Consider the following 23,206-nt stretch of genomic DNA (forward strand, 5'->3'; position numbering starts at 1 on the left):
GCGACGTCCAGTGACAGCAGCGACTGCGCGGAGGACATGATGACAACCCCGCACCCCGACCCCAACCCGCCGACCCCGACCCCGACTCCTGAGCCGGGTCCGGCCCCGGATCCGTACCCCACCCCGGTCCCGCCCCCGGAGCCGGGCCCAGGCCCCCAGCCGACGCCGCCCGCGCCTGGCCCGGGCCCCCAGCCCACACCGCCGCCCCCCGGACCGGGCCCTCAGCCGCCGGTACCGCCGCCCGGTCCGGGCCCGCAGCCCACGCCGCCATCCCCGCCCGAACCCTCACCGTCCCCGATCCCGCCCGGGCCGGAGCCCGTGCCGAGCCCCGAGCCGGGCCCGCCCCTCACCTGACGCATCCCTGAGAGGGCGCGGGGAGCCAGGCGCTCGCGCACCCTCAGGGGGCACCCCGAGAGGGTGCGGAGAACCAGATGCCCCGGCCCCCAGGTGCAGGGCAACCGCCCGTTACGCCTGGACCTCGCTCCGGTCCCCGCCCCACAGCGTGTGGAACGTGCCCTCCCGGTCCACCCGCCGGTACGTGTGCGCCCCGAAGAAGTCCCGCTGGCCCTGTGTGAGGGCCGCGGGCAACCGAGGGGCGCGCAGGCCGTCGTAGTAGGAGAGGGCCGCGGCGAACCCGGGCGTCGGCACCCCCTGCCGCACGGCCGCGGCCAGCACCTCGCGCCAGTCGTCCTGGGCCGCCGCGATCTCCCGGGCGAACGTCTCGTCGGAGAGCAGGCTCGGCAGGTCGGGGCGGCCGTCGTAGGCCGCGCGGATGCGGTCGAGGAACGCCGCGCGGATGATGCAGCCGGCCCGCCAGATCGCGGACACGGCACCCTGGTCGATGTCCCAGCCGTACTCCTCGCTGCCCGCCGCGATCTCGTGGAAGCCCTGGGTGTACGAGACGATCTTGGAGGCGTACAGCGCCTGCTCCACCCGGTCGGCGAAGGCCGCCGCCTCCTGCTCGCCCAGCGTGTTCGGCCGGGGCCCGGCCAGATGCCGGGAGGCCTCCCGCAGCGCGGCGTGGCCGGACAGGGAGCGGGCGAAGACGGCCTCCGCGATGCCCGAGACCGGGACACCGAGGTCGAGCGCGATCTGTACGGTCCAGCGGCCGGTGCCCTTCTGCTCCGCCTGGTCCGTCACCACGTCCACGAACGGCTCGCCGGTCGCCGCGTCCACGTGGGACAGCACCTCGGCGGTGATCTCGATCAGATACGAGTCCAGCCGGCCGGTGTTCCACGTACGGAAGATGTCCGCGATCTGTGCGGGGGAGTACCCCGCCACGTCCCGCAGCAACTGGTACGCCTCGCCGATCAGCTGCATGTCGGCGTACTCGATGCCGTTGTGCACCATCTTCACGAAGTGTCCGGCGCCGTCCGGACCCACGTGCGTCACACAGGGCGCGCCGTCCTCGGCCTTCGCCGCGATCTTCTCCAGCATCGGGCCCAGCGACTCGTACGACTCCTTCGAACCGCCCGGCATGATGCTCGGCCCGTGCAGCGCGCCCTCCTCGCCGCCGGAGATGCCGGTGCCGACGAAGTGGATGCCCCGTTCGCGCAGCTCCCGCTCCCGGCGCCGGGTGTCCGCGAAGTGCGCGTTGCCCCCGTCGATGATCATGTCGCCAGGTTCCAGGAGCGGCGCGAACTCCTTGATCACCGCGTCCGTGGGATCACCGGCCTTGACCATGATCACCAGTCGGCGCGGGCGTTCCAGCGCCGCCACGAAATCCTCGGCGGTCTCGGCGGCGACGAAGTCCCCCTCGTCCCCGAACCGCTCCACCAGTTCCCGTGTCCGCGCCACGGTGCGGTTGTGCACCGCGACCGTGTAGCCGTTGCGCGCGAAGTTCCGGGCGAGGTTGCGGCCCATGACCGCGAGGCCGGTGACGCCGATCTGCGCTGAAGTGCTCATACCGCCTGCTCCCTGTTCGCCGCGTGCCCGCGGCCGTGCCGGTAGGGGTCCCCGCCCATCCTGACGTGCCCCCCGGGTCCGCGCACATCAGGCCCGCCGCCCCCGCGCCCCGGGTGCGCCCGCCGTCTCCGCCGGTCATCCGGTGATCCGGCCAACGCCCCTACGGAATAGGCCACTTGGCGCCGGGATACGGCCGGTTCGGTGTCTTGTCACGGCGTGTTTCATGCGCATACTTTTGCCCCTCCTGACGCATGCCGAAGGGACTGCGGACATGGCCATACCCGGCCGGCACCGCCGGTACCAGCCGAACAGGATCAACCGCGCCTCGCTCACGGTGACGGCGGGCGGCGCGGGCCTCGCCCTCCCGCTGATCGCCGCCGGAACAGCCGCCGGAACGCAGACCGCCGGAACGCCGACCACCGCCGGAGCGGACGCCGTCGCCGGTACGGCCGCCCACGGCGGCCGGGGCGCGCCGCACGCCTCGCCGGCCGAAGACGAGCACGGCGCCGTCGCCGGGAAGGCACTGGACGCCTCGGCGCACGACGTACGGCCGCAGCACACCCCGCAGTCCCGCGCGGGCCGCACCGAGATGTACACGGTGGTGCGCGGCGACACCCTCTCCGGCATCGCCGAGGACCAGCACGTGCCGGGCGGCTGGCGTCCGCTGTACGCCGGGAACCGCGCCACCGTCGGGGCCGACCCCGACCTGATCCTGCCGGGCCAGCGGCTCACCCTGCGGCCCGCGAACGCGCTCGCCAAGGCGGCGCAGAGGCACACCAAGGAGCCCGAGTCACCCGCCACGGCACCGGAGGAACACCGCAAGGCGCCCGAGAAGACCGCCAAGGCCCGCGCGAAGAAGGAGACTTCACCTCCCGCCCGGCCGAAGGCCCACCCGAAGGCCCGGTCGCAGACCCCCGCGCCGAGCCACGCGCTCGTCGCCCCGGTGCACGCCTCCATCGGCACCGGGTACCGCGCCGCGGGGTCGCACTGGTCGAAGGGCTACCACACCGGCGTCGACTTCCTGGTGCCGACCGGCACCGCCGTGCACGCGGCCGCGGCCGGGCGGGTGGTGGCGGCCGGCTGGGGCGGCTCCTACGGGTACCAGGTGGTGATCCGGCACGCCGACGGGCACTACACCCAGTACGGCCATCTGTCGGCCATCGCCGTACGGATCGGGCAGCACGTCACCGCGGGACAGCGCGTCGGCCGCTCGGGCGCCACCGGCAACGTCACCGGACCGCACCTGCACTTCGAGGTGCGCACCGGACCCGGCTTCGGCACGGACGTCGACCCGCTCGCCTACCTCCGGGCCCACGGCGTCAGGATCTGACCCGCGGCCGCCGCCTGCCGGGCACCGACCGCGACGGGTGCGACCGCGGCAGGGCGCGGTCCCCGGGCGGCAGGACCTCACCCGCGTCCGGCACCGCGAGGTCGGGCGCCACCGGGACGAGCAGCTCACGCAGCCCGGGCTCCGTGAGCGGCCCGGCACCCCGCGCGGGCTCGCGCGCGTCCCCCTCGTCCCGCCCGGCGACCCGTAGGTCCTGCCCGTCGGCCCGCTGGCGCGGCACCGAGCGCGGCGCCCGCTCCGCGACCGGCTCCTCGGGCGGCGTCGGGGTCCGTTCCATCCGCTCCGTCGTCAGCATGATCAGCCCGCCCGCGGCCAGCACCCCGCAGCCCAGCGCGAGCAGGGTGCCCGTGGTGCCGTGACGGAAGGTCTCGCCGAACATGAGGATGCCGACCACGGCGGCCAGCACCGGGTTGACGACGGTCAGCGTGGCCAGCGGGGCGGCCAGGCCGCCGCCGTCGTAGGAGGCCTGGGACAGCAGCACACCGGCGACGGAGAACACGCCGATCAGCACCAGCAGGAACACGGCGCCGGGGCCGAACCCGTCGTCCCAGCCGACGGCGACCGACTTGGTGAACACCGAGGACATGCCGAACGCTGTGCCGGACGCCGTGGCGAGCAGCACGCTGCGCACCGCCGGGTGCCGGTGGGTGGCCCGGCCCGCGCACATCAGCGCCACCACGGCGCCGCCGGTGACCGCCCCGGCCGCCATCCGCTGGGCGGCGTCCAGGGCCTGGTCGTCGGAGGAACCGACCAGCGAGAGCAGGCCGGCGAGCCCGACCGTGGTCATCACGGCGCCGCGCCAGGCGGTCGCGCCGGCCCGGCGGCCCACGCAGAGGGTGGCCAGCGGCAGGGCGAAGACGATGGTCAGCGCGCCGAGCGGCTGGACGATGCTCAGCGGGCCGAAGGCCAGCGCCACCACGTGCAGCAGCCCGCCGAGGCCGTTGAACGCCAGCGCGCCCCACCAGCCGGGGCGGCGCAGCGGCAGGTAGGTGCTGCCGGAGGAGGTGACCGCGACCCGTTCCTGCACGATCGCGCCGCCCGCGTAGCCGAGGGCGGACACGAGCGACAGCAGCACGGACAGCGCGAGGGCGCTCATCGGCCGCCCCCGCTCGTCGGTGGCTGCGTGCGGCGGGGGTCCTGTGCCCGGCGCTGAGTACGGTCGGCTTCCATGGTCCACACTCTGCCCGCCCGGGTTCTCCCTGTCGTCGTCCCTGAGCACGCAGTGCGTCCTACTGCCGATGGAGTACGAGGGCGCGGTGATCATCCCCTGGGTGGGTTCACCCAGGGGGAGCCCGCGCGACCGGGCCGCGAACGGGCCTGGTACGAGTGTCTGTCGTGGACCTCGACCCCGAACTCGCCGCGCTCCGCCCCCTGGGCGGATTCTTCGCCCTGCGTACGACCCCCCGCACCAAGGGGAACAGCGACCCCGCGCGACTGCCGACCCTGGAGGAGGCGTACGCACCGGACGCACCGGGCCCGGACCCGCTCGCGGTCCGCGTCCGGGCCGTCGGGGAGCGGCTGCGCACCGCCGAGGCGCGGGTGGCCGCCTCGATCGGCCAGCAGGGGCTGGCGGCGCGCCTCTGGTCGGTGGCGCTCGGCTGCGCCGCCCTGTACGGCCGGCTGCCCGATCTGCGCCCGGGCCTGCTGCGTTGGGACACCGCCGCCGCCGCGCCGGACGACCTGTGGCTCACCGAGGTCCGCGAGGAGGGGCCCGGGGACGCCGCCGCGCTCGCCGACGCCGTGCTGCACGGGCATCTGGGGCCCCTGGAAAAGGCCCTGAGGGACCGTTACGGCGTCGCGGCCGGCCTGCTGCGGGGCAACGCGGGCTCCGCGCTCGCCGGGGCCGCCCGGGAACTGGAGCGCTGGGCGCGCGCCCAGGGCCGTACCGACGTGCCGACCCGCACCCGCGCGCTCACCGCCGAACTCTTCGACCACCCCCTGCTGCGTCCCACCGGCACCCGCACCGCCACCGCCTTCCGCCGCCGCAGCTGCTGCCTGTACTACCGCGTCCCCGGTGGCGGAGTCTGCGGCGACTGCTGCTTCACCCGGCCCCCGAACGCCCCCTAGGGGTAAGGAGACACCGACCCCCGCTTGCGGCCCGCCGAACGCCCCCCAGGGGCAACGGCATCGCACGGCCACGTCCGCTCACGGCCCGACAAAAGACCGTCGAAAACGACGCGTTCCTCTCTTCCTCCGCGCAATGCCCGGATTCATGCCGTTCGCCCGCCACGATGCAGGCAACGATGTCGAACCTCCGGAGGTCATCCGACATGAGAGGGACCCGGCGCACACGGCTGTGCCTGGCCTGGGCGATGGCGGTGTCCGCACTGATCGCCGCCCCCGCCGCGGGAGCCGCCGAGCGGACCGACGGCCGCCTCACCGACCTGGTGAACCCCTTCATCGGGAGCCAGAACGAGGGCAACACCTTCCCCGGCGCCGCCGTGCCCTTCGGCATGGTGCAGCTCTCGCCGGACACCGGTCACATGACCGGCTACGACTACACACAGGGCCGTATCCGCGGCTTCTCGCTGGTCCACCTCTCGGGCGTCGGCTGCCGCATCGGCGGCGACCTGCCCGTGCTGCCCACCACCGGGGACGTCACACAGACCGACGACGCGAAGTACGCCGCCGCGTTCTCGCACGACGACGAGACGGCGAGCCCCGGCTACTACCGGGTCGGCCTCGCCTCCGGCATCCGCGCCGAGCTGACCGCCACCGCCCGCACCGGGGTGCAGCGCTACACCTTCCCCGCGACCGGCAAGGCCAACGTCCTGCTGAACGCGGCCCAGGCGCTGCACAAGACGAGCGCCGCCAAGGTCGAGATCCTGGACGACCGCACCGTACGCACCGAGATCACCGGCCACGGCTTCTGCCGGGACACCGGCCCCTACACGGTCCACACCGTCACCCGCTTCAGCCGGCCCTTCACCGCGTACGGCACCTGGGACGGCGCCACCGTCACCGCCGGCTCGCACACCGGCCACGGCGGCGCCTACGTCCGCTTCGACACCACCAGGAACCGTACGGTCGAGGCGACCACCGCGCTGTCCTACGTCGACGCCACGGGCGCGGAGCGCAATCTGCGGGCCGAGGGCGGCCGGTCCTTCGACACCGTGCGGGAACGGGCCCGCGCGCAGTGGGAGGCGCGGCTCGGCGCCGTGCGCGTCCACGGCGGTGGCAAGGCGCTGCGCCGTACGTTCTACTCCTCGCTGTACCGCTCGTACCTCGCGCCCAACGTCGGCGGTGACACCGACGGCCGCTACTTCGGCTGGGACCGGCGCGTCCACCGGGCGAACGGGTTCACGTACTACCAGAACTGGTCGCTGTGGGACACCTACCGCACCCAGGCCCAGCTGCTCGCGCTGCTCGCGCCGCGCGAGGCACGGGACATGGCCCGCTCGGTGGTCGCGGTCGACGAGGACGGCGGCTGGCTGCCCAAGTGGGGCTACGGCCCGGTCGAGACGAACGTGATGAGCGGCGACCCGGTCACCCCGTTCCTGACCACCGCCTACCAGACGGGCCTGCTGAAGGGGTTCGAGGAACGGGCCTACCGCGCGCTGCGGAAGAACGCGGACGGGGTGCCGCCCGCCGCCAACCCGGGCATCGGCCGGGAGGCCAACGCCGAGTACATCGCGCACGGTTTCGCCCCGTTCGTCAAGGACCGGCCGCTGGCCAAGATGGGCGACTCGGACTACCACCACGGCGCCTCCGTCACCCTGGAGTACGCCCTCGCCGACGCCATGCTCGCCCAGATGGCCCGCGGCCTCGGTCATGACGCGGACGCGGCCCGCTACGCGGCCCGGTCCCGCAACTACCGCACCATCTTCGACCCCGGCACCGGTTTCTTCCGCGCCCGCGACGCCTCCGGCGCCTTCACCGGCTCGCCCGACCCGGCGCTCGGCACCGGCTTCCACGAGGGCACCGCCTGGCAGTACCAGTGGCTGGTCCCACAGGACCTGCCCGGCATGGTCCGCCTGATCGGCGGCGAGCGCGCGGCCAACGACCGGCTCGACGCCTTCTTCGCCTACGACCGGCTGCGCGCCGACCCGGAGAAGACGGCCCGCGAGGTGTGGGTGCACGGCGACGCGTACGCCTACTACAACGCCACCGTCTACAACCCGATGAACGAACCCGACCTCATCGCGCCCTACACCTACCTCGCCACCGGCCAGCCCTGGAAGACCACCGACGTCGTGCACGCGGCCCTGACCCTGTTCACCGACGGGCCCACCGGCATGACCGGCAACGACGACCTCGGCACCATGTCCGCCTGGAACGTGCTGTCCTCCATCGGGCTCTTCCCGATCCAGCCCGGGTACGACACCTGGGGCCTGTCCACCCCGGTCTTCGACCGCGTCGACCTCGCCCTGGACCGCCGCTACTGGCCGAGCGGCGCCCTCACCGTCACCGCGCCCGGCACCTCGGCGGCCGACCGCTACGTCCAGGGCGTGCGCGCCGACGGCGCGGCGCACGGGCGGACGTATCTGACGACGCGTGCGCTGCGTTCCCTGCGCTCGCTGGCGTTCACGGTCGGCCCGCGCCCGTCGGAGTGGGGTACGTCACCCGGGGCGGCACCACCGGTACTGAAGTGACCTCAGCGTCTCCCGAGTCCCGCCTCCTTCCGGGGGCGGGACTTTATCTGTTGTTAACTGTGCGTAGCCTGATCGTACTTGACCGTAATCGGTTGTCGGGGATTGACTGCTGTCCCCTCCTTCGTCGACGCGCGGAGCACGCCCGTGACTTCCGATCTGCTCGCCCCCCTCGACCTCGCCTTCTGGAACATCGAGTCCGACCGGCACCCGATGCACCTGGGCGCCCTCGGTGTCTTCGCCGCGCACTCGCCGACCGCGGGCGCCCACGCCGCCGACCTGCTCGCCACCCGTGCCGCCGCCGTCCCCGGGCTCCGGCTGCGCATCCGGGACGTGTGGCAGCCGCTCTCCTTCGGCGGCGCCACCCGCGAACCCGCCCCGGACTTCGACCCGCTCGACCACGTACGGCTGCACGCCCCGGCCGCCGACTTCCACGCGGCCGCCGGACGGCTGATGGAGCGTCCGCTGGAGCGCGGCCGGCCGCCCTGGGAGGCACACGTGCTGCCCGGCGAGGACGGGGTCTCCTTCGCCGTGCTCTTCAAGTTCCACCACGCCCTCGCCGACGGGCTGCGCGCGCTGCGGCTCGCCGCCGGCGTCCTCGACCCCGTGGACGTGCCCGAACGGGCACCCCGCGCGGCCGAGCCCGCGCCGCGCGGGCCGCTGCCGGATGTGCGCAGACTGCCCGGCATGCTCCCGGGCCTGGTCCGGGGCGCCCTGTCGGACATGGGCCGGGCCGTGGACATCGGCGCCTCCCTCGCCCTGTCCACCCTGCGCATGCGCCCCGCCTCCGCGCTCGCCGCACCGGCCAGCGGCACTCGCCGTACCGCCGGGGTCGTCCTCGACATCGACGAGGTGCACCGGGTGCGCAAGACGGCCGGCGGCACCGTCAACGACGTTCTGATCGCGGTCGTCGCCGGTGCGCTGCGCCGCTGGCTCGACGAACGCGGCGACGACTGCGCGGGCGTCGCGCCGCGTGCCCTGATCCCGGTCTCCCGGCGCCGCCCGCGCAGCGCGCAGCCACCCGGCAACCGGCTCTCCGGCTATCTGATACGGCTTCCCGTGGACGAGCCGGACCCGCTCGGCCGGCTCGCCGCGGTGCGCACCGCGATGGTCCGCAACAAGGACGCGGGCCCCGACCGGGGGGCCGGCGCCGTCGCGCTGCTCGCCGACCACGTGCCCGCCCTCGGCCACCGGCTCGGCGGTCCGCTGGTCGGGCAGGCCGCGCGGCTGTGGTTCGACATCCTGGTGACGAGCGTGCCGCTGCCCGGGGTGGGGCTGCGGCTGGGCGGGCAGGAGCTGACCGAGGTCTACCCGCTGGCCCCGCTCGCGCCCGGCCAGTCGCTGGCGGTCGCCGTCTCGACGTACCGCGGGCGAGTGCACTACGGGCTGGTCGCCGACGCGCAGGCCGTGCCGGACCTCGACCGGGTCGCGCACGCGGTGACGGCCGAGGTGGCGGCGCTGCTGGCGGTGTGCGACCGCTGACGGAGCCCCGGGCCCCGGCCTTCGGGCCGGACCCCGGGGCCCGTACGTGGTGTCGGTCCGTGCGCCGGGTCAGCCCTCGCCGTCCCCGGCGGCGGAGTACTGCTCGTCGGTGACCGGTTCCAGCCAGGTGGTGCCGTCCGTGCCGTCGGCGCCGACGACCATGGCGACGTGGGCCATGAGCGTGGTGCCGGTGGCCCCGTGCCAGTGCTCCTCACCGGCCGGGCACCTGACGACCTGCCCGGCGCGGACGCGTACGACCTTGCCGTCGCGCGTACCGACCAGTCCCACGCCCTCGGTGACGTAGAGGGTCTGGCCGTTGAGGTGGGAGTGCCAGTTGGTGCGGGCGCCGGGGGTGAAGCGGACCAGGGCGGAGGCGAGGCGGGCCGGTTCGGCGGGCGTCTCGACCGGGTCGAGGTAGACGTCGCCGGTGAAGCGTTCGGCGGGGGCCTTGACGGTGACGGTGTCGGTGACGTGCTGCATGAAGGTGTCCTTGGCGGGGTCGGGGCGTGTCCACGGGGGCCGCGCGACCGGGGCGGTTCCGGCCGCGCGTGCCATGCGCGGAGGGGGAGAGGGGGCGGGTCCGTCCGGTCAGGGCCTGAGCAGGGCCTTGACGGCGCGGCGTTCGTCCATGGCCCGGTAGCCCTCGGCGACCTGGTCCAGGGGCAGGGCGAGGTCGAAGACCTTGCCCGGCTCGATCCGGCCGGTCAGGACGCGGTCGATGAGGTCGGGCAGGTAGCGGCGCACCGGGGCGGGGCCGCCGCGCAGGCCGACGTGGGAGAAGAACAGCTCCTGGCCGTCGACGGCGACCTCGTGGGGGACACCGACGAAGCCGACGGTGCCGCCCGGCCGGGCCGACCGGAGCGCCTGCCGCATGGCCTGCGCCGTGCCCACGCACTCCAGCACGCTGTCCGCGCCGATGCCGCCGGTCAGCTCCTTGATCCGGGCGACACCCTCGTCGCCGCGCTCGGTGACGATGTCGGTGGCGCCGAACTCCCGGGCGAGCCGCTGCCGGGGCTCGTGCCGGCTCATCGCGATGATCCGCTCCGCGCCCCGCTCCCGGGCCGCGATGACCGCGCACAGGCCGACCGCGCCGTCCCCGACGACCACGGCCGTGGAGCCGGGGACGACCTCGGCGGCGTCGGCGGCCCACCAGCCGGTGCCCATGACGTCGGAGACCGCCAGCAGACCGGGCCAGAACGCCTCGTCGGGGACCTCGTCCACGGCGACGAGGGTGCCCTGCGCCTGCGGGATGCGGACGAGGTCGGCCTGGCAGGTGCTCATGAACTCGCGGTGCAGGCAGTTGGACTGGAAGCCGTTTCGGCAGTTCGCGCAGGTGTTGTCCGAGGTGGCGAACGAGCCGACGACGAACTGGCCCGGCTTCACCGACGTGACCTCGGATCCGACCTCCTCCACGAAGCCGACGTACTCGTGGCCCATCGGATGCGGGTCGCCGATCGGTTCCAGGCCCCGGTAGGGCCACAGGTCGGAGCCGCACACACAGGTGGCGGCCGTGCGGATGACCGCGTCGGTCGGGTGGAGGATCCGCGGGTCGTCCAGGGTCTCGAACCGGACGTCGCCGGGGGCATGGATCACTGCTCCGCGCATGAGGGGGGTTCCTTTGCGTGCTGGGGCCATGTGCCGGGGCGCGTACCGGCCGCGTCCCGGACCGGTACGGCGCCACGTCTTCCAGGTAACCGGCTCCCGGCGCCCGCAGCGAGTCACCGCCGAGGGGTGTACCGGCAGTGCATCCCCGCGGGCGCGCGCGGGACGTACGGTCGAGGGGTGGACAACCGTGAAGAGGTCCGCGAGTTCCTCACCTCGCGGCGCGCGAAGATCACCCCGGAGCAGGCGGGGCTGCCCTCGGGCAGCCGGCGGCGCGTGCCCGGCCTGCGCCGCAGCGAGGTCGCGGCGCTCGCGGACATGAGCGTCGAGTACTACGCCAAGCTGGAGCGGGGCAGCCTCGCCGGTGTCTCCCCGGCCGTCCTCGAGGCCGTCGCGCGCGCCCTGCGGCTCGACGACGCCGAGCGGGCCCACCTGCTGAACCTGGCCCGGGCCGCCGACGGCTCCGACGTGCGCACCCGCCCCCGGCGCCGCGCCGCCCGGCAGTGGAAGCCGCACCGCAGCCTGCGGTGGACGCTGGACGCGATCACCGCCGGGCCCGCCTTCGTGCGCAACGGCCGCATGGACATCCTCGCCGCCAACCAGCTCGCCCGCGCCTTCTACGACGACGTGTACGCCACCCCCGGCAACCGCACGAACCTCGCCCGCTTCAACTTCCTCGATCCCGCCTCGCGCCGCTTCTACCCCGACTGGGACCTCGCCGCCGACATCGCCGTCGCCATCCTGCGCACCGAGGCGGGCCGCGACCCGCACGACAGGGAGCTGCACGACCTCGTCGGGGAGCTCTCCACCCGCAGCGACGAGTTCCGCACCCGCTGGGGCGCCCACGACGTCCGCCACCACGGCACCGGGACCAAACGCTTCCACCACCGGGCGGTCGGCGACCTCACCCTCGCCTACGAGGGCCTCGAGATGGCCGCCGAGCCCGGCCTCACCCTCACCGTCTACACCGCCGAACCCGGCTCGCCCTCCGAGGAGGGCCTGCGCCTGCTCGCCTCCTGGGCCGCCACCCGCGAAGCCGCCGCCGAACCGTCCCCCGCCGGCTGAGCGCGCGGGGCGGAATCCGTGCGTGATCCGCACCGGTTTTGGTTCCGGGCCCTGCGCTCCGTAAAATTTCGTCGTTCGAATGCGGGCGCGAGTCGGAGCGCTGCGCGGATCAGGGAGACGGCAGCGCGATGACGGTGACAGAAGACGGCTCCATGGCCACGGACTCCATGGCCACGGACGAGGTCGTCCACGGCCCGGGCATCGACCCGGAGCGCCTGGCCGTCTGCCTCGGCGTGCTGGAGGAGCTGGACCGGCTCGACGTGGACCACCCCGACGCGATCCTCGTGCGCCGGGCCACCTCGCACATCTACCGCACGGTCAAGCAGCGCCGCCGGCAGGAGCGCCGGGCCGCCAAGACCGCCCACGACCGCGCCGTCACCGAGGCCACGGCCACCGGCTCCGCCGAGCGCATCGACGACGAGACCGAGGGCATCCTGCCCTCCTCGAAGGTCGAGCCCGGCCGGATCGCGGGGATACTCCAGCGCCCGCGCTCCTGCTACACCTGCAAGACCCGCTACGTCGAGGTCGACTACTTCTACCACCAGCTCTGTCCGAAGTGCGCCGAGCTGAACCGGACCAAGCGGGACGCCCGCGCCGACCTCACCGGCAAGCGCGCCCTGCTCACCGGCGGCCGGGCCAAGATCGGCATGTACATCGCGCTGCGGCTGCTGCGCGACGGCGCGCACACGACGATCACCACCCGGTTCCCCAAGGACGCCATCCGCCGGTTCAAGGCGATGGAGGACTCCGCGGACTGGCTGCACCGCCTGGAGGTCGTCGGCATCGACCTGCGCGACCCGGCGCAGGCGGTCGCCCTGGCCGAGCAGGTCGCCGGGGCGGGCCCGCTGGACATCCTGATCAACAACGCGACGCAGACCGTGCGCCGCCTGCCCTCGGCGTACGCCGCCCTGGTCGACGGCGAGAGCGCCCCGCTGCCCGCGGGGGAACTCCCCGCGCACCACGTCATCGGCGCCTTCAACTCGGGAGCCGTGGACGGCATCGCCGCGCTGCCCGTCGGCACCAGCGGCCTGGACGCGCAGCAGGTCGCCGACCTGGCGCTCGTCGCGGGCAACGCCAGCGTCGCCCGGCACCTGGACGGCACGGCCATCGACGCGGGCGGCCTGGTGCCGGACGTCGTGGACACCAACACCTGGGTGCAGAGCATCGAGCAGATCTCCCCGGTGGAGCTGCTGGAGACCCAGCTGTGCAACTACACGGCGCCCTTCATCCTGATCAGCAAGCTGCGCCCGGCCATGGCCGAGGCCGCCCGGAAGGCGGCGCGGGGACGGTCGTACGTCGTCAACGTCTCCGCGATGGAGGGCGTGTTCAGCCGCGGCTACAAGGGCGCGGGGCATCCGAACACCAACGCCGCGAAGGCGGCCATGAACATGGTCACGCGGACCAGCGCGCAGGAGATGTTCGACACCGACGGCATCCTGATGACGTCCGTCGACACCGGCTGGATCACCGACGAGCGCCCGCACTACGACAAGCTGCGCCTGGCCGAGGCCGGCTTCCACGCGCCCCTCGACCTGGTCGACGGCGCGGCCCGCGTCTACGACCCGATCGTGCGCGGCGAGGAGGGCGAGGACGTGTACGGCGTCTTCCTGAAGGACTACGCGCCCGGCAAGTGGTGACGGGTCACTGAGCCCCGGGGGCCCCGGGCGGCCCTTCGACGGGGTCGAGACGGCGGTTGCGGGCCGCGACCAGCTCCAGCACCGTGCGCCAGTCCTCCAGCACCCCCGCGTCGAAGCCCCCGGCGCGGCCCTCCTCGGCGGCCTGCCGCAGCCGCAGGACGTCGTCGGCGAGGGCGCCGTCCCCGCGCACCAGCCGGAACACCCGCTCCCCGAGCAGCGGCCGCACCGCCGCCGCTGCGCTGCGGGCCCGGCCCGCCTCGTCGCCCGGGGACAGGACCGGGCCGATTCCCTGGACCAGCCCCGCGACCTGGAGTTCCTTGTCGGCGGGTCGGCTGCGGCGCAGCAGCGCGGCGGTCCGCAGCGCGTGCTGGTACCGGCCCGCGTACAGCAGGTCCATCAGCTCCTCGACGCTGCGCAGCTCCATGCGTCAGTCCTTCCGCGAGACAGCCGTTCGGGCGCCAGCAGACCATGGTGAGCTTGCGGCCGGGCCAACGACACTTGAACGACGCCGACTGGGCCGAACGGGTGAAGTTCGGCCCCGATTCGGCGAGGCGATTTGTTATGAATAGCTGCATATTGAGGGGTATTCGTCACGCATTGAGGCTCGATAGTTACCCCTTGTTTGCACTCCCTATCGAGCGGAGGCCCGCTCATTTGGTTAATCTGGAGTGGACGGGCAGCAAAAAGGGTCCCACCCACACCCACGTCCGTCCTGGGGGCGAGCCGGAGCACATCGGCCTGCTCCGACCAGAGGTACCCGGCGCCACCGCGCCCGAACTGGCCTTTCATCCAGACCCGAGCGGGCGGTGAGCACCGGAACACAGCGGTCCGGTACGCCCCGAGGGGACCCGACACACAAGGAGTGCGCGGTGACACCGGAGAAGACGAATCGCGAGCAGCGCCCCGAAGAAGCGGAGCGCCCGGGCCGGCGGCCCGGAGAACTCGGCAGCCTCGACGTGTGGGCCCGGTCCGCCCCCATCCGTCTCGCAGGTTACGAGGACGACCTCGCCGAGCCGCATATCCTGCCCAGCGTGGACTGACCCGCTCCGATCGCCGCGGCGCACGGGCGTGACGTGCGAGACTCACGCCCATGCAGATCAGAGACGCCGTGCCCGAGGACTGGCCGCGGATCTGGCCCTTCTGGCACCGGATCGTGGCCGCCGCCGAGACCTACGCCTGGGACCCCGGCACCGACGAGCCGGCGGCCCGGGCCCTGTGGATGGGCCCGGCCAAACGGGTCTACGTCGCCGAGGACCCGGCGGGGACCGTGACCGGCTCCGCCTACCTCACCGCGAACTACGGCGGCCCGGCCGCCCACGTCGCCAACGCCGGCTTCATGGTCGACCCCGACCACACCGGCCGGGGCATCGGCCGCGCCCTCGCGGTCCACGTCCTCGGCGAGGCCCGCTCCCACGGCTACCGGGCCATGGTGTTCAACGCGGTCGTCGAGACCAACCCCGCGGTCTCCCTGTGGACCTCCCTCGGCTTCACCGTCGTCGGGACGATCCCGCGGGCCTTCGACCACCCCCGGCACGGCCTGGTCGGCCTGCACGTCTTGCACAAGTCGCTCGTCTGAGTGCTCGACCGCCTGGGGCCGAGCCCTCTCAGTCGCCCAGCGGCGCCGTGCGCCGCCAGGGCAGCGACGACTCCAGTTCCCGCGCCAGCTCCAGCAAGGCGGCCTCCGTGCCGGGGCGGCCCACGAGCTGGACGGCGCAGGGGGCGCCCGAGGGGAGGGCGGAGGGGGCGCCCGAGGGGAGGGCGGAGAGGGGAACGGACATGGCCGGCCAGCCGGTGAGGTTCCAGGGCGGGGTGAACGGGGAGTAGGCGCTGTTCACGACGATGTTGCGCAGCCAGCCCCGTTCGTGCCAAGGGCCGGCGGCGGGGGAGCGGCGGGCCAGGGCCGGGGTGAGCAGCACGTCGTGTTCGGTGAGGAAGGGCAGCAGCCGGGCGCGCAGGCGCTCGCGTTCGCTGCCCGTGCGCACCGAGCGGACGAAGCGCCTCCCCACTGCCGCGTGCGCCCGGGTGCGCCGGGCGAGCCGGGCCGGGTCCAGGCCCTCCGCGTCCACCGCCGTGCCCGCCGTCCAGTGCCGCAGCGCGGTCAGGCCCATCGTCACGGGGTACGGCGGCTCCGCCCGGCGCACCCGGTGGCCGGCCCGCGCCAGCGCCCCGGCCGCCTGGCGTACCGCGTCCGCGTAGGGGCGGCTCGGCCCCGGGCCGCGAAGCGGGTTGCGCAGGGACACGGCGATCGTCCGCCGCGCCGGCCGCGCCGCGGCGGGGAACTCCGTGCCCGCGAGCACGCCCAGCATCAGCCGCAGATCCTCGACCGTGGTGGCCAGCGGGCCGTTCTCCGACATGCCGAACCAGTCCCCGTTGCCGATCCCCGCGGGCACCACCCCGAGCCCCGGCTTCAGCGTCACCAGCCCGCAGTTCGCCGCCGGGATGCGCAGCGACCCCATGCCGTCGTTGCCGAGCGCGATCGGCACGAACCCGGCGGCCACGGCGGCGGCGCTGCCCCCGGAGGAGCCGCCCGCGCTGCGCGTGGTGTCCCAGGGGTTGCGCGAGGTGCCGAACAGGCCCTCCGTCGTGCCGAAGACGCACAGCTCGGGGACGTTGGTGAGGCCCACGACCACCGCGCCCGCCGCCCGCAGCCGGGCCACCGTGACATGGTCCTCGTCCGCCGGGACGTCCGGGGTCGCGGCCGAGCCGTCGCGGTGGGACTCGCCGCGCACCGCCAGGTTGTCCTTCACCGCGACCGGCACGCCCGCGAGCGGCAGTCCGGCCAGGTCGGCGCGGGACGCCACCTCGTCCGCGTCGGCGAGCGCCGCCGCCCCGCGCACCGTACGGAACGCCCCGATCCGCCCGTCGTGCCGCTCGATCCGCGCCAGATGCTCCGCCACCACTTCTCGGGGCGTCACCCGCTTCTCCCGCACGGCGGCGGCGATCTCGGCGGCGCTCCGCCCGGCCCAGTTCCCCACGGCACTCCTCGTTCAGTCTTCGGCTACTCGCCGGTACGCGACAGGACGCAGGGAGAACTGTGCCCCGTCGAAGCCGGTACGTCGAGGGTCCGGCGGCCCTCACGAGGGAATGCGTTCCTCAGCGAGTCCGACCCGTGCCGCCCGGAACCCAGCAGGGAGCATCCCGCATGCATGACGACCGCACTCTGGTGGAGGACCGCCTCCGCCGCGTCCTGGACGAGCGCGTCCGCCCCGCCGTGTACCCCGAGTCCGTCCCGCTCCAGGTCGCGGTGTGGCACGCGCCCGGCGAGCCCGTGCCGGTCGCCGAGGGGCTGGCCGCCGAGCCGGAGCCGATCGAGGTGGGCGCCCGGTGGGGTGCTCCGTGGGGCACCAGCTGGTTCCGGGTGACCGGGACCGTGCCGAAGGAGTGGGCCGGGCGGACCGTGGAGGCGCTGCTCGACCTCGGCTTCGACGAGCGCCTGCCGGGCTTCCAGTGCGAGGGGCTGGTGTACCGGCCCGACGGCACCCCGGTGAAGGGCCTCAACCCGCGCAACCAGTGGGTGCGCGTCGGCGCGCCCGTCACCGGCGGCGAGGAGGTGCGGCTGCACATCGAGGCCGCCTCCAACCCGGTCCTCGTCGGCTTCGGTCCCACCGCCCTGGGCGACAGGGAGACCGCGGGCGGCGAGCCCCAGTACACCCTGACCCGCATGGATCTCGCGGTCTTCGACGAGACCGTGTGGCAGCTGGTGATCGACCTGGAGGTGCTCGGCGAACTGATGGCCGAGCTGCCCGCCGACTCCGCGCGCCGGTACGACATCCTGCGCGCCGTCGAGCGCGCCCTGGATGCCCTCGACCTCCAGGACGTCAACGGCACGGCGGCCGGCGCCCGCGAGCGGCTGACCGGTGTCCTCGCTTCCCCCGCCGCGCCCTCCGCGCACCGGATCAGCGCCGTCGGGCACGCGCACATCGACTCGGCGTGGCTGTGGCCGCTGCGCGAGACGGTGCGCAAGGTGGCCCGGACGGCGTCCAACATGACGGCACTGATCGAGGACGAGCCCGAGTTCGTGTTCGCCATGTCCCAGGCGCAGCAGTGGGCGTGGATCAAGGAGCACCGGCCCGAGGTGTGGGCGCGGGTGCGCGAGGCGGCGGCCAGGGGGCGGTTCGTGCCGGCCGGGGGGATGTGGGTGGAGTCGGACACCAACATGCCGGGCTCGGAGGCGATGGCCCGGCAGTTCGTGCACGGAAAGCGGTTCTTCCTCGACGAGTTCGGTGTCGAGAACGAGGAGGTGTGGCTGCCCGACACCTTCGGCTTCGCCGCGGGCCTGCCGCAGATCATCCGGGCCGCCGGCGCCAAGTGGCTGCTGACGCAGAAGATCTCCTGGTCGAGGACGAACGCGTTCCCGCACCACACCTTCCGTTGGGAGGGCATCGACGGCACCCGGATCTTCACCCACTTCCCGCCGGTCGACACCTACAACTGCTCCATGCGGGGAGCCGAACTCGCGCACGCGGCACGCAACTTCAGGGATAAGGGGCGCGCCCGGCACTCGCTGGCGCCGACCGGCTGGGGCGACGGGGGCGGCGGCACCACCCGTGAGATGGTCGCCAAGGCCGCCCGGCTGCGCGACCTGGAGGGTTCGCCCACCGTCGTCTGGGAGACCCCGCGGGCCTTCTTCGAGAAGGCCGAGGCCGAGTACCCCGAGCCGCCCGTCTGGGTCGGGGAGTTGTACCTGGAGCTGCACCGCGCCACCCTCACCAGCCAGGCCCAGACCAAGCAGGGCAACCGGCGCAGCGAACACCTGCTGCGCGAGGCGGAGCTGTGGGCGGCGACGGCGGCCGTGCGCACCGGTTTCCCCTACCCCTACGAGGAGTTGGACCGGCTGTGGAAGACGGTGCTGCTGCACCAGTTCCACGACATCCTGCCCGGCTCGTCCATCGCCTGGGTGCACCGCGAGGCACGGGCGACCTACCGGCGCGTCGCCGGGGAACTGAACGGGATCATCGAGGCCGCCCAGCGTGCGCTGGCGGGGGAGGGGGACCGGCAACTGGTCTTCAACTCCGCGCCGCACGAACGCGCCGGGGTGCCGGCCGGAGGCGCGGGCGCGCCGCGGACCCCGGTGGCGGGCACGACGCTGTCGCCCGGGGCCGCGGGCGGGTACGTCCTCGACAACGGGCTGCTCCGCGTCGAGACCGACGCCCGCGGCCTCGTCGTCTCCGCCCGCGACCTCGCCGCCGACCGGGAGACCGTCGCCCCCGGCGAGGTGGCGAACCTCCTCCAACTCCACCAGGACCTCCCGAACATGTGGGACGCCTGGGACGTGGACGAGTTCTACCGCAACACCGTCACCGACCTCACCGACGCCGAGTCGGTCACGCCCGGCGAGGACGGCGCGTCGGTGCGGATCGTCCGGTCCTTCGGTTCCTCCCGCGTCACCCAGGTGCTCTCGCTGCCGCCGGGGGAGCGGCGGCTGGTCGTGGACACCGAGGTCGACTGGCACGAGACGGAGAAGATCCTGAAACTGGCGTTCCCGCTGGACGTGCACGCCGAACGGTACGCGTCGGAGACCCAGTTCGGGCACGTCTTCCGGCCCACCCACACCAACACCTCCTGGGAGGCGGCCAAGTTCGAGGCGTGCAACCACCGCTTCGTCCACCTGGCGGAGCCCGGCTGGGGCGTGGCGATCGTCAACGACTCGACGTACGGCCACGACGTGACCCGCACCGTCCGCACCGACGGCGACCGCGGCACCACCACGACGGTCCGGGCGTCGCTGCTGCGCGCCCCGCGCTTCCCCGACCCCGAGACCGACCAGGGCGTCCACCGCTTCCGGCACGCGCTGGTGCCGAGCGCGGACATCGGCGACGCGGTGCGCGAGGGCTGGCGGATCAACCTGCCCGAGCGACGCACGACCGGCGCCCGTGACATCGCCCCGCTGGTCACCGTGGACCGGGACGCGGTCGTGATCACGGCGGTCAAGCTCGCCGACGACGGCAGCGGCGATGTGGTGGTCCGCTTCCACGAGGCCCACGGCGCACGCGCCCGGGCCACCCTGGAGACGGGCTTCGCGTTCACCGCCCTCACCGTCACCGACCTGCTGGAACGCCCGCTCGCCGACGCGCCGCGACCGGACCGCGAGGGCGAGCGGATCACCGTACGGCTGCGCCCCTTCGAGCTGATGACCCTGCGGCTGCGCAGGCGCGTCGGCGGGTGACTAAGACCCCTGCTCCGCCCCGGCCAGCCGGGTCGGCGGCAGGTACTCGCGCACATACGTCCGCTCCCAGCACGCGCCCGTCTCCCGCAACTCCCGCCAGGTGGTGTAGCGGTAGCGGAAGAGCCGGGCGCGGACGAAGCGGGGCGGGGTACCGGGCGGGAAGGGGGAGCGGCGCAGCAGCCGCAGCGTGGCCCGGTCGTTCTCGAGGAGCCGCTCCACCAGGCCGCCGAACCAGTCGCCCGCGTACGCCGGCGACAGCGCCGCGAACCACATCAGCCAGTCCAGGCGCAGATGGTACGGGGCGAACTGGCGCGGCCAGTGCCGCAGCCGGCCCGGCTTGCCCTTGAACTCGTACTCCCGCCAGTCCGAGTCCGCCCGCGCCACCTCGTCCAGCGTGCCCTCGACCACCACCTCGTAGCGCACCCGGCTGACGCTGCCGAACGCGCCGTAGGTGTTGACCAGGTGGAGCGGGTCGAAGGAGCGGTTCATCACCTGGCGCCGGGAGACCATGTTCCCCACCGGGCGGTAGCTGAGGAACAGCAGCAGCGCGGCGAGCGCGAGCACCACGACCTCGTACCACAGGGGCGCCGCGGGCACCGGGGGCGCCGTCGCCGGGAGCCGCAGCGCGGACACCGCGAGCACGACGGTGATCCAGTTCAGCCAGGAGAAGTTGCCCGACAGGACCAGCCACAGCTGGGTGACGATCATCAGCGCGGCGGCGGCCGAGGCGATCGGCTGGGGGGTGAACAGGAGGAAGGGCACCACGAGTTGGGTGACGTGGTTGGCGGCCACCTCCACCCGGTGCAACGGTTTGGGCAGATGGTGGAAGAACCAGCTCAGCGGGCCCGGCATCGGCTGAGTCTCGTGGTGGTAGTACAGGCAGGTCAGCTTGCGCCAGCACGCGTCGCCGCGCAGCTTGATCAGTCCGGCGCCGAACTCGACCCGGAACAGGATCCAGCGCAGCAGGAACAGCACCACCACCGGCGGCGCCACCTCGTCGTTGCCGAGGAACGCGGCCAGGAAGCCGGTTTCGAGCAGCAGCGACTCCCAGCCGAACGCGTACCAGGTCTGCCCCACGTTCACGATCGACAGGTACAGCGCCCACGGCACCAGCCACAGCACGATGCCCGCCCACAGCGGCAGCAGCGAGTCCGCCCCCGCGAGCAGCGCCGCCGACACCGCGCAGCCCGCCCACGCCACGGCCGCGAAGAACCGGTCGGAGTAGTGCAGCTGGAACAGGCTCGGCGCCCGCCGGAAGGGAATCCGCGCCACGTAACGGGGGACCGGCAGCATGCCCCGCTCGCCCAGCAGCGCCCGGAACTGGAGGGCGGCCGTCAGGAACGCCACGAGGTACACGGTGGCCAGGGCCCGTTGCAGGACCAGTCGGCTCAGCCAGTAGTCGGGTGCGGTGAACCAGTCCACGGCCACCTCGTCTCCCTCGCGCCGATCCCCCCGAGTTGCCAGCCAAAAGGATGCAATGCAAACAATAGGGGTAATTCACCCACAGTGATGCGGAGTGCACGGTGCGCATACCCACCGGATCCTTGGCCATGGCCTGCGTGCTGCTGTCGGTGGCGCTGCTCCTCACCGGGTGTGCGGGCGCCGCCGTCAAAGAGGCCCAACTGGGCGAGGAGGTCTTCCTCCAGCCCGCCGTGGAACAGGGGCCCAACCCCTTCACCGAGTCCACGGCGACCGGCCCCACCGGCAGCGGCGTCCCCCGGGCGGCCGGCACCGGCCGCACGGCCGATGTCAGCGCCCCGCCCGCCGGACTCGCCGTCGCCCCGCTGGCGGCGGCACACGCCCTGTCCGGCGGCACCCCCGGGCTCTACAGCGGCAGCGTCCGCGTCACCGTCTGCGACGTCGAACGGCAGATCGGCCGGCTGACCGCGGACCCGGCGCGCGGCGAGGCCTTCGCCCGGGCGGCCGGCGTCTCCCGCTCCGCCCTGCCCGGCTACCTGCGCGCCCTCACCCCGGTGCTGCTGCGCGCCGACACCCGCGTCACCAACCACGGCTACCGCGACGGACAGGCGGCCGGATACCAGGCCGTGCTCCAGGCCGGCACCGCCGTCCTGGTAGACGACCGGGGCCTGCCCCGGGTGCGGTGCGCCTGCGGCAATCCGCTGCGACCACCCGAGGAGGCGCGCGGTGGCGTGGGCGCCCGCGGCACCGCCTGGTCCGGCTACCGGCCCAACCAGGTGATCGTGGTGACCCCGGCGCCCCAGGCGGTCGGCAGCCTGACGCTGCTCGACGCCCGCACGAACAGCTGGATCGAACGCCGGCTCGGTCCCGACGTCGCCCACGACCAGCTCGTGGCACCGCCGATCCTGGCCAACACCGCGCCCCCCGATCCCGGGCTCACCGGCTTCCCCCATCCCAGCAGGCCGGACACCGGCACACCCCGGGCCCGGCAGAGCCGGCCCGGTACGGCAGCGGGGCAGGTCGGGGGCGCGGTGATCGGCGCGGGGCGCGAGGCGGCGGACCGCGCGCCCGCGACGGACACCCGTACGGACGAACCCGACCACACGGGAGTGCGGGACGGGGGCCGGGGGGTGCGTACGGGGCAGCGCGCCGCCGAGGACCGCCGTGCCGGGGACCGGGACGCCGGCCGCCGCGGCGGGGAGGCCGACGCGGCGGACCGCCGGGGCGGGGACCGCGACGCCGGGGATCGCGGTGCCCGGGGGACAGAGGCCGTGGACCGTCATGGCGGGGACTCCGGTGCCGGGGACTCCGGTGCCGGGGACCGTACCGCCGGGGACCGGGGTGCCGCGCACTCCGGTGCCGCGAACTCCGCCGCGACGCCCGGTGTCGCCGAGCACCACGGCGCTGCCACTCCCGCCGCCGACGGCCGGGGCGCCGCGGCGGCGGGGGAGCGCGGGACCCGCGACCCCGCACCCCGCGGCACCCCCACGGCCGTCGACCGGGCCGTCCCCGCGCCCGACCCGACCGGCGCCCCGACGCCGGCCGCCGCGCCGTCGACCGGCAGTGCCCCCGCGCCGACCGGCGCTTCCACGCCCACCGACGCCCCGAGCGCCTCTTCGGCGCGCCGCACCCCGCCGCCACCCACCAGGGCCCTCCCGCCGGCACCGTCGACCGCCCCCTCCGCCCCGGCCCAGCCCTCCTCCTCCACGCCCTCTTCCGCCGACCCGCAACCCCCCTCGGCCCCGGCGCCCACCCCCACCCAGCCCCTTCTCGACCCCTTCGCCCACCCGCCGGGCCTGTCCCTCTACGACACGCCACGGACCGGTGCCCTGAACGTCCCGCGGGACCTGGACGAGATCGCACCTCCCGGAGGCACCGGCATGTCCGGCCCGGGCGGCGGCGCCGCGCAGGCCCCCGAGGACACGACAGGGACCGGCGCCGCCCCGGACGCGGCCCCCAGCGCCCCGGTCGACGTGCCCGGCAGGTGAACGGC

17 protein-coding genes are annotated in these 23,206 nt (G+C 74.3%); 10 read left to right on the plus strand and 7 right to left on the minus strand.

Annotation, left to right across the window (positions count from 1 at the left end; genetic code table 11):
- Positions 1–465: 465 nt before the first annotated feature.
- Complete coding sequence (gene gndA, locus BLW85_RS33490) at positions 466–1,905, minus strand: NADP-dependent phosphogluconate dehydrogenase (RefSeq protein ID WP_074994921.1); 1,440 nt, start codon at positions 1,903–1,905, stop codon at positions 466–468.
- A gap of 271 nt (positions 1,906–2,176) precedes the next feature.
- Between gndA and BLW85_RS33495 the strand changes: the two genes are divergently transcribed.
- The gene (locus tag BLW85_RS33495) at positions 2,177–3,235 is read left to right on the plus strand and encodes a M23 family metallopeptidase (protein ID WP_074994924.1); all 1,059 of its coding nucleotides are present in this window, start codon (positions 2,177–2,179) and stop codon (positions 3,233–3,235) included.
- On the opposite strand, the gene BLW85_RS33500 is transcribed toward BLW85_RS33495, so the two are convergent.
- Complete coding sequence (locus BLW85_RS33500; protein ID WP_079172497.1) at positions 3,225–4,349, minus strand: DMT family transporter; 1,125 nt, start codon at positions 4,347–4,349, stop codon at positions 3,225–3,227. The two genes, BLW85_RS33495 and BLW85_RS33500, sit on opposite strands and share 11 nt — an antisense overlap.
- A gap of 239 nt (positions 4,350–4,588) precedes the next feature.
- On the opposite strand from BLW85_RS33500, the gene BLW85_RS33505 reads away from it, so the two are divergent.
- The 3 genes from BLW85_RS33505 (at position 4,589) to BLW85_RS33520 (ending at position 9,324) form a co-directional block, all read left to right on the plus strand.
- Entirely contained in the window at positions 4,589–5,320 is a 732-nt protein-coding gene (locus tag BLW85_RS33505; protein WP_074994927.1) for a (2Fe-2S)-binding protein, read from the plus strand.
- A gap of 203 nt (positions 5,321–5,523) precedes the next feature.
- Complete coding sequence (locus BLW85_RS33510; RefSeq protein WP_074994930.1) at positions 5,524–7,845, plus strand: GH92 family glycosyl hydrolase; 2,322 nt, start codon at positions 5,524–5,526, stop codon at positions 7,843–7,845.
- A gap of 144 nt (positions 7,846–7,989) precedes the next feature.
- Positions 7,990–9,324, plus strand: coding sequence for a wax ester/triacylglycerol synthase family O-acyltransferase (locus BLW85_RS33520; protein ID WP_074994933.1), 1,335 nt, complete (start codon positions 7,990–7,992; stop codon positions 9,322–9,324).
- A gap of 69 nt (positions 9,325–9,393) precedes the next feature.
- On the opposite strand, the gene BLW85_RS33525 is transcribed toward BLW85_RS33520, so the two are convergent.
- Together BLW85_RS33525 and BLW85_RS33530 are read right to left on the minus strand one after the other, a co-directional pair.
- On the minus strand, positions 9,394–9,804 hold the full coding sequence (locus tag BLW85_RS33525) for a (R)-mandelonitrile lyase (RefSeq protein WP_070026132.1): 411 nt from the start codon (positions 9,802–9,804) through the stop codon (positions 9,394–9,396).
- A 108-nt stretch (positions 9,805–9,912) separates the two neighbouring features.
- On the minus strand, positions 9,913–10,929 hold the full coding sequence (locus BLW85_RS33530) for a zinc-dependent alcohol dehydrogenase family protein (protein ID WP_074994936.1): 1,017 nt from the start codon (positions 10,927–10,929) through the stop codon (positions 9,913–9,915).
- A 177-nt stretch (positions 10,930–11,106) separates the two neighbouring features.
- Here BLW85_RS33530 and BLW85_RS33535 point away from each other — a divergent pair, with 177 nt between their 5' ends.
- Together BLW85_RS33535 and BLW85_RS33540 are read left to right on the plus strand one after the other, a co-directional pair.
- Positions 11,107–11,991: a helix-turn-helix transcriptional regulator gene (locus BLW85_RS33535; protein WP_074994938.1), complete on the plus strand. Its 885-nt coding sequence runs from the start codon at positions 11,107–11,109 to the stop codon at positions 11,989–11,991.
- Between the two features lie 128 nt (positions 11,992–12,119).
- Entirely contained in the window at positions 12,120–13,628 is a 1,509-nt protein-coding gene (locus tag BLW85_RS33540; RefSeq protein WP_074994941.1) for an SDR family NAD(P)-dependent oxidoreductase, read from the plus strand.
- Positions 13,629–13,632: 4 nt separating this feature from the next.
- On the opposite strand, the gene BLW85_RS33545 is transcribed toward BLW85_RS33540, so the two are convergent.
- Positions 13,633–14,052 carry a hypothetical protein gene (locus BLW85_RS33545; protein WP_070026114.1) on the minus strand — a complete coding sequence of 140 codons (420 nt, stop codon included), beginning with the start codon at positions 14,050–14,052 and terminating at the stop codon, positions 13,633–13,635.
- 445 nt (positions 14,053–14,497) lie between these two features.
- On the opposite strand from BLW85_RS33545, the gene BLW85_RS38575 reads away from it, so the two are divergent.
- Positions 14,498–14,668, plus strand: a complete 171-nt coding sequence (locus tag BLW85_RS38575; RefSeq protein WP_107409229.1) for a hypothetical protein — start codon at positions 14,498–14,500, stop codon at positions 14,666–14,668.
- A 50-nt stretch (positions 14,669–14,718) separates the two neighbouring features.
- On the plus strand, positions 14,719–15,204 hold the full coding sequence (locus BLW85_RS33550) for a GNAT family N-acetyltransferase (protein WP_074994943.1): 486 nt from the start codon (positions 14,719–14,721) through the stop codon (positions 15,202–15,204).
- Between the two features lie 28 nt (positions 15,205–15,232).
- Here the strand turns inward: BLW85_RS33550 and BLW85_RS33555 are convergent, their stop codons facing one another.
- The gene (locus BLW85_RS33555; RefSeq protein WP_074994945.1) at positions 15,233–16,603 is read right to left on the minus strand and encodes an amidase; all 1,371 of its coding nucleotides are present in this window, start codon (positions 16,601–16,603) and stop codon (positions 15,233–15,235) included.
- Positions 16,604–16,770: 167 nt separating this feature from the next.
- On the opposite strand from BLW85_RS33555, the gene BLW85_RS33560 reads away from it, so the two are divergent.
- Complete coding sequence (locus BLW85_RS33560) at positions 16,771–19,794, plus strand: alpha-mannosidase (protein WP_074994947.1); 3,024 nt, start codon at positions 16,771–16,773, stop codon at positions 19,792–19,794.
- On the opposite strand, the gene BLW85_RS33565 is transcribed toward BLW85_RS33560, so the two are convergent.
- A complete protein-coding gene (locus BLW85_RS33565) occupies positions 19,795–21,216 on the minus strand; it encodes a lipase maturation factor family protein (RefSeq protein WP_074996305.1) in 1,422 nt (473 codons plus the stop codon). It abuts the gene before it with no gap.
- Between the two features lie 101 nt (positions 21,217–21,317).
- Between BLW85_RS33565 and BLW85_RS39605 the strand changes: the two genes are divergently transcribed.
- Positions 21,318–23,201: a DUF6777 domain-containing protein gene (locus BLW85_RS39605; RefSeq protein WP_167381452.1), complete on the plus strand. Its 1,884-nt coding sequence runs from the start codon at positions 21,318–21,320 to the stop codon at positions 23,199–23,201.
- Positions 23,202–23,206 lie beyond the last annotated feature (5 nt).

Source organism: Streptomyces misionensis (assembly GCF_900104815.1).
Lineage (GTDB): Bacteria > Actinomycetota > Actinomycetes > Streptomycetales > Streptomycetaceae > Streptomyces > Streptomyces misionensis.

Coding starts and splice junctions, on each gene's coding strand:
- gndA (WP_074994921.1), bottom strand. CDS start 1,905: ATGAGCACTTCAGCGCAGATCGGCGTCACCGGCCTCGCGGTCATGGGC.
- BLW85_RS33495 (WP_074994924.1), top strand. CDS start 2,177: ATGGCCATACCCGGCCGGCACCGCCGGTACCAGCCGAACAGGATCAAC.
- BLW85_RS33500 (WP_079172497.1), bottom strand. CDS start 4,349: ATGAGCGCCCTCGCGCTGTCCGTGCTGCTGTCGCTCGTGTCCGCCCTC.
- BLW85_RS33510 (WP_074994930.1), top strand. CDS start 5,524: ATGAGAGGGACCCGGCGCACACGGCTGTGCCTGGCCTGGGCGATGGCG.
- BLW85_RS33525 (WP_070026132.1), bottom strand. CDS start 9,804: ATGCAGCACGTCACCGACACCGTCACCGTCAAGGCCCCCGCCGAACGC.
- BLW85_RS33530 (WP_074994936.1), bottom strand. CDS start 10,929: ATGCGCGGAGCAGTGATCCATGCCCCCGGCGACGTCCGGTTCGAGACC.
- BLW85_RS33540 (WP_074994941.1), top strand. CDS start 12,120: ATGACGGTGACAGAAGACGGCTCCATGGCCACGGACTCCATGGCCACG.
- BLW85_RS33545 (WP_070026114.1), bottom strand. CDS start 14,052: ATGGAGCTGCGCAGCGTCGAGGAGCTGATGGACCTGCTGTACGCGGGC.
- BLW85_RS33550 (WP_074994943.1), top strand. CDS start 14,719: ATGCAGATCAGAGACGCCGTGCCCGAGGACTGGCCGCGGATCTGGCCC.
- BLW85_RS33560 (WP_074994947.1), top strand. CDS start 16,771: ATGCATGACGACCGCACTCTGGTGGAGGACCGCCTCCGCCGCGTCCTG.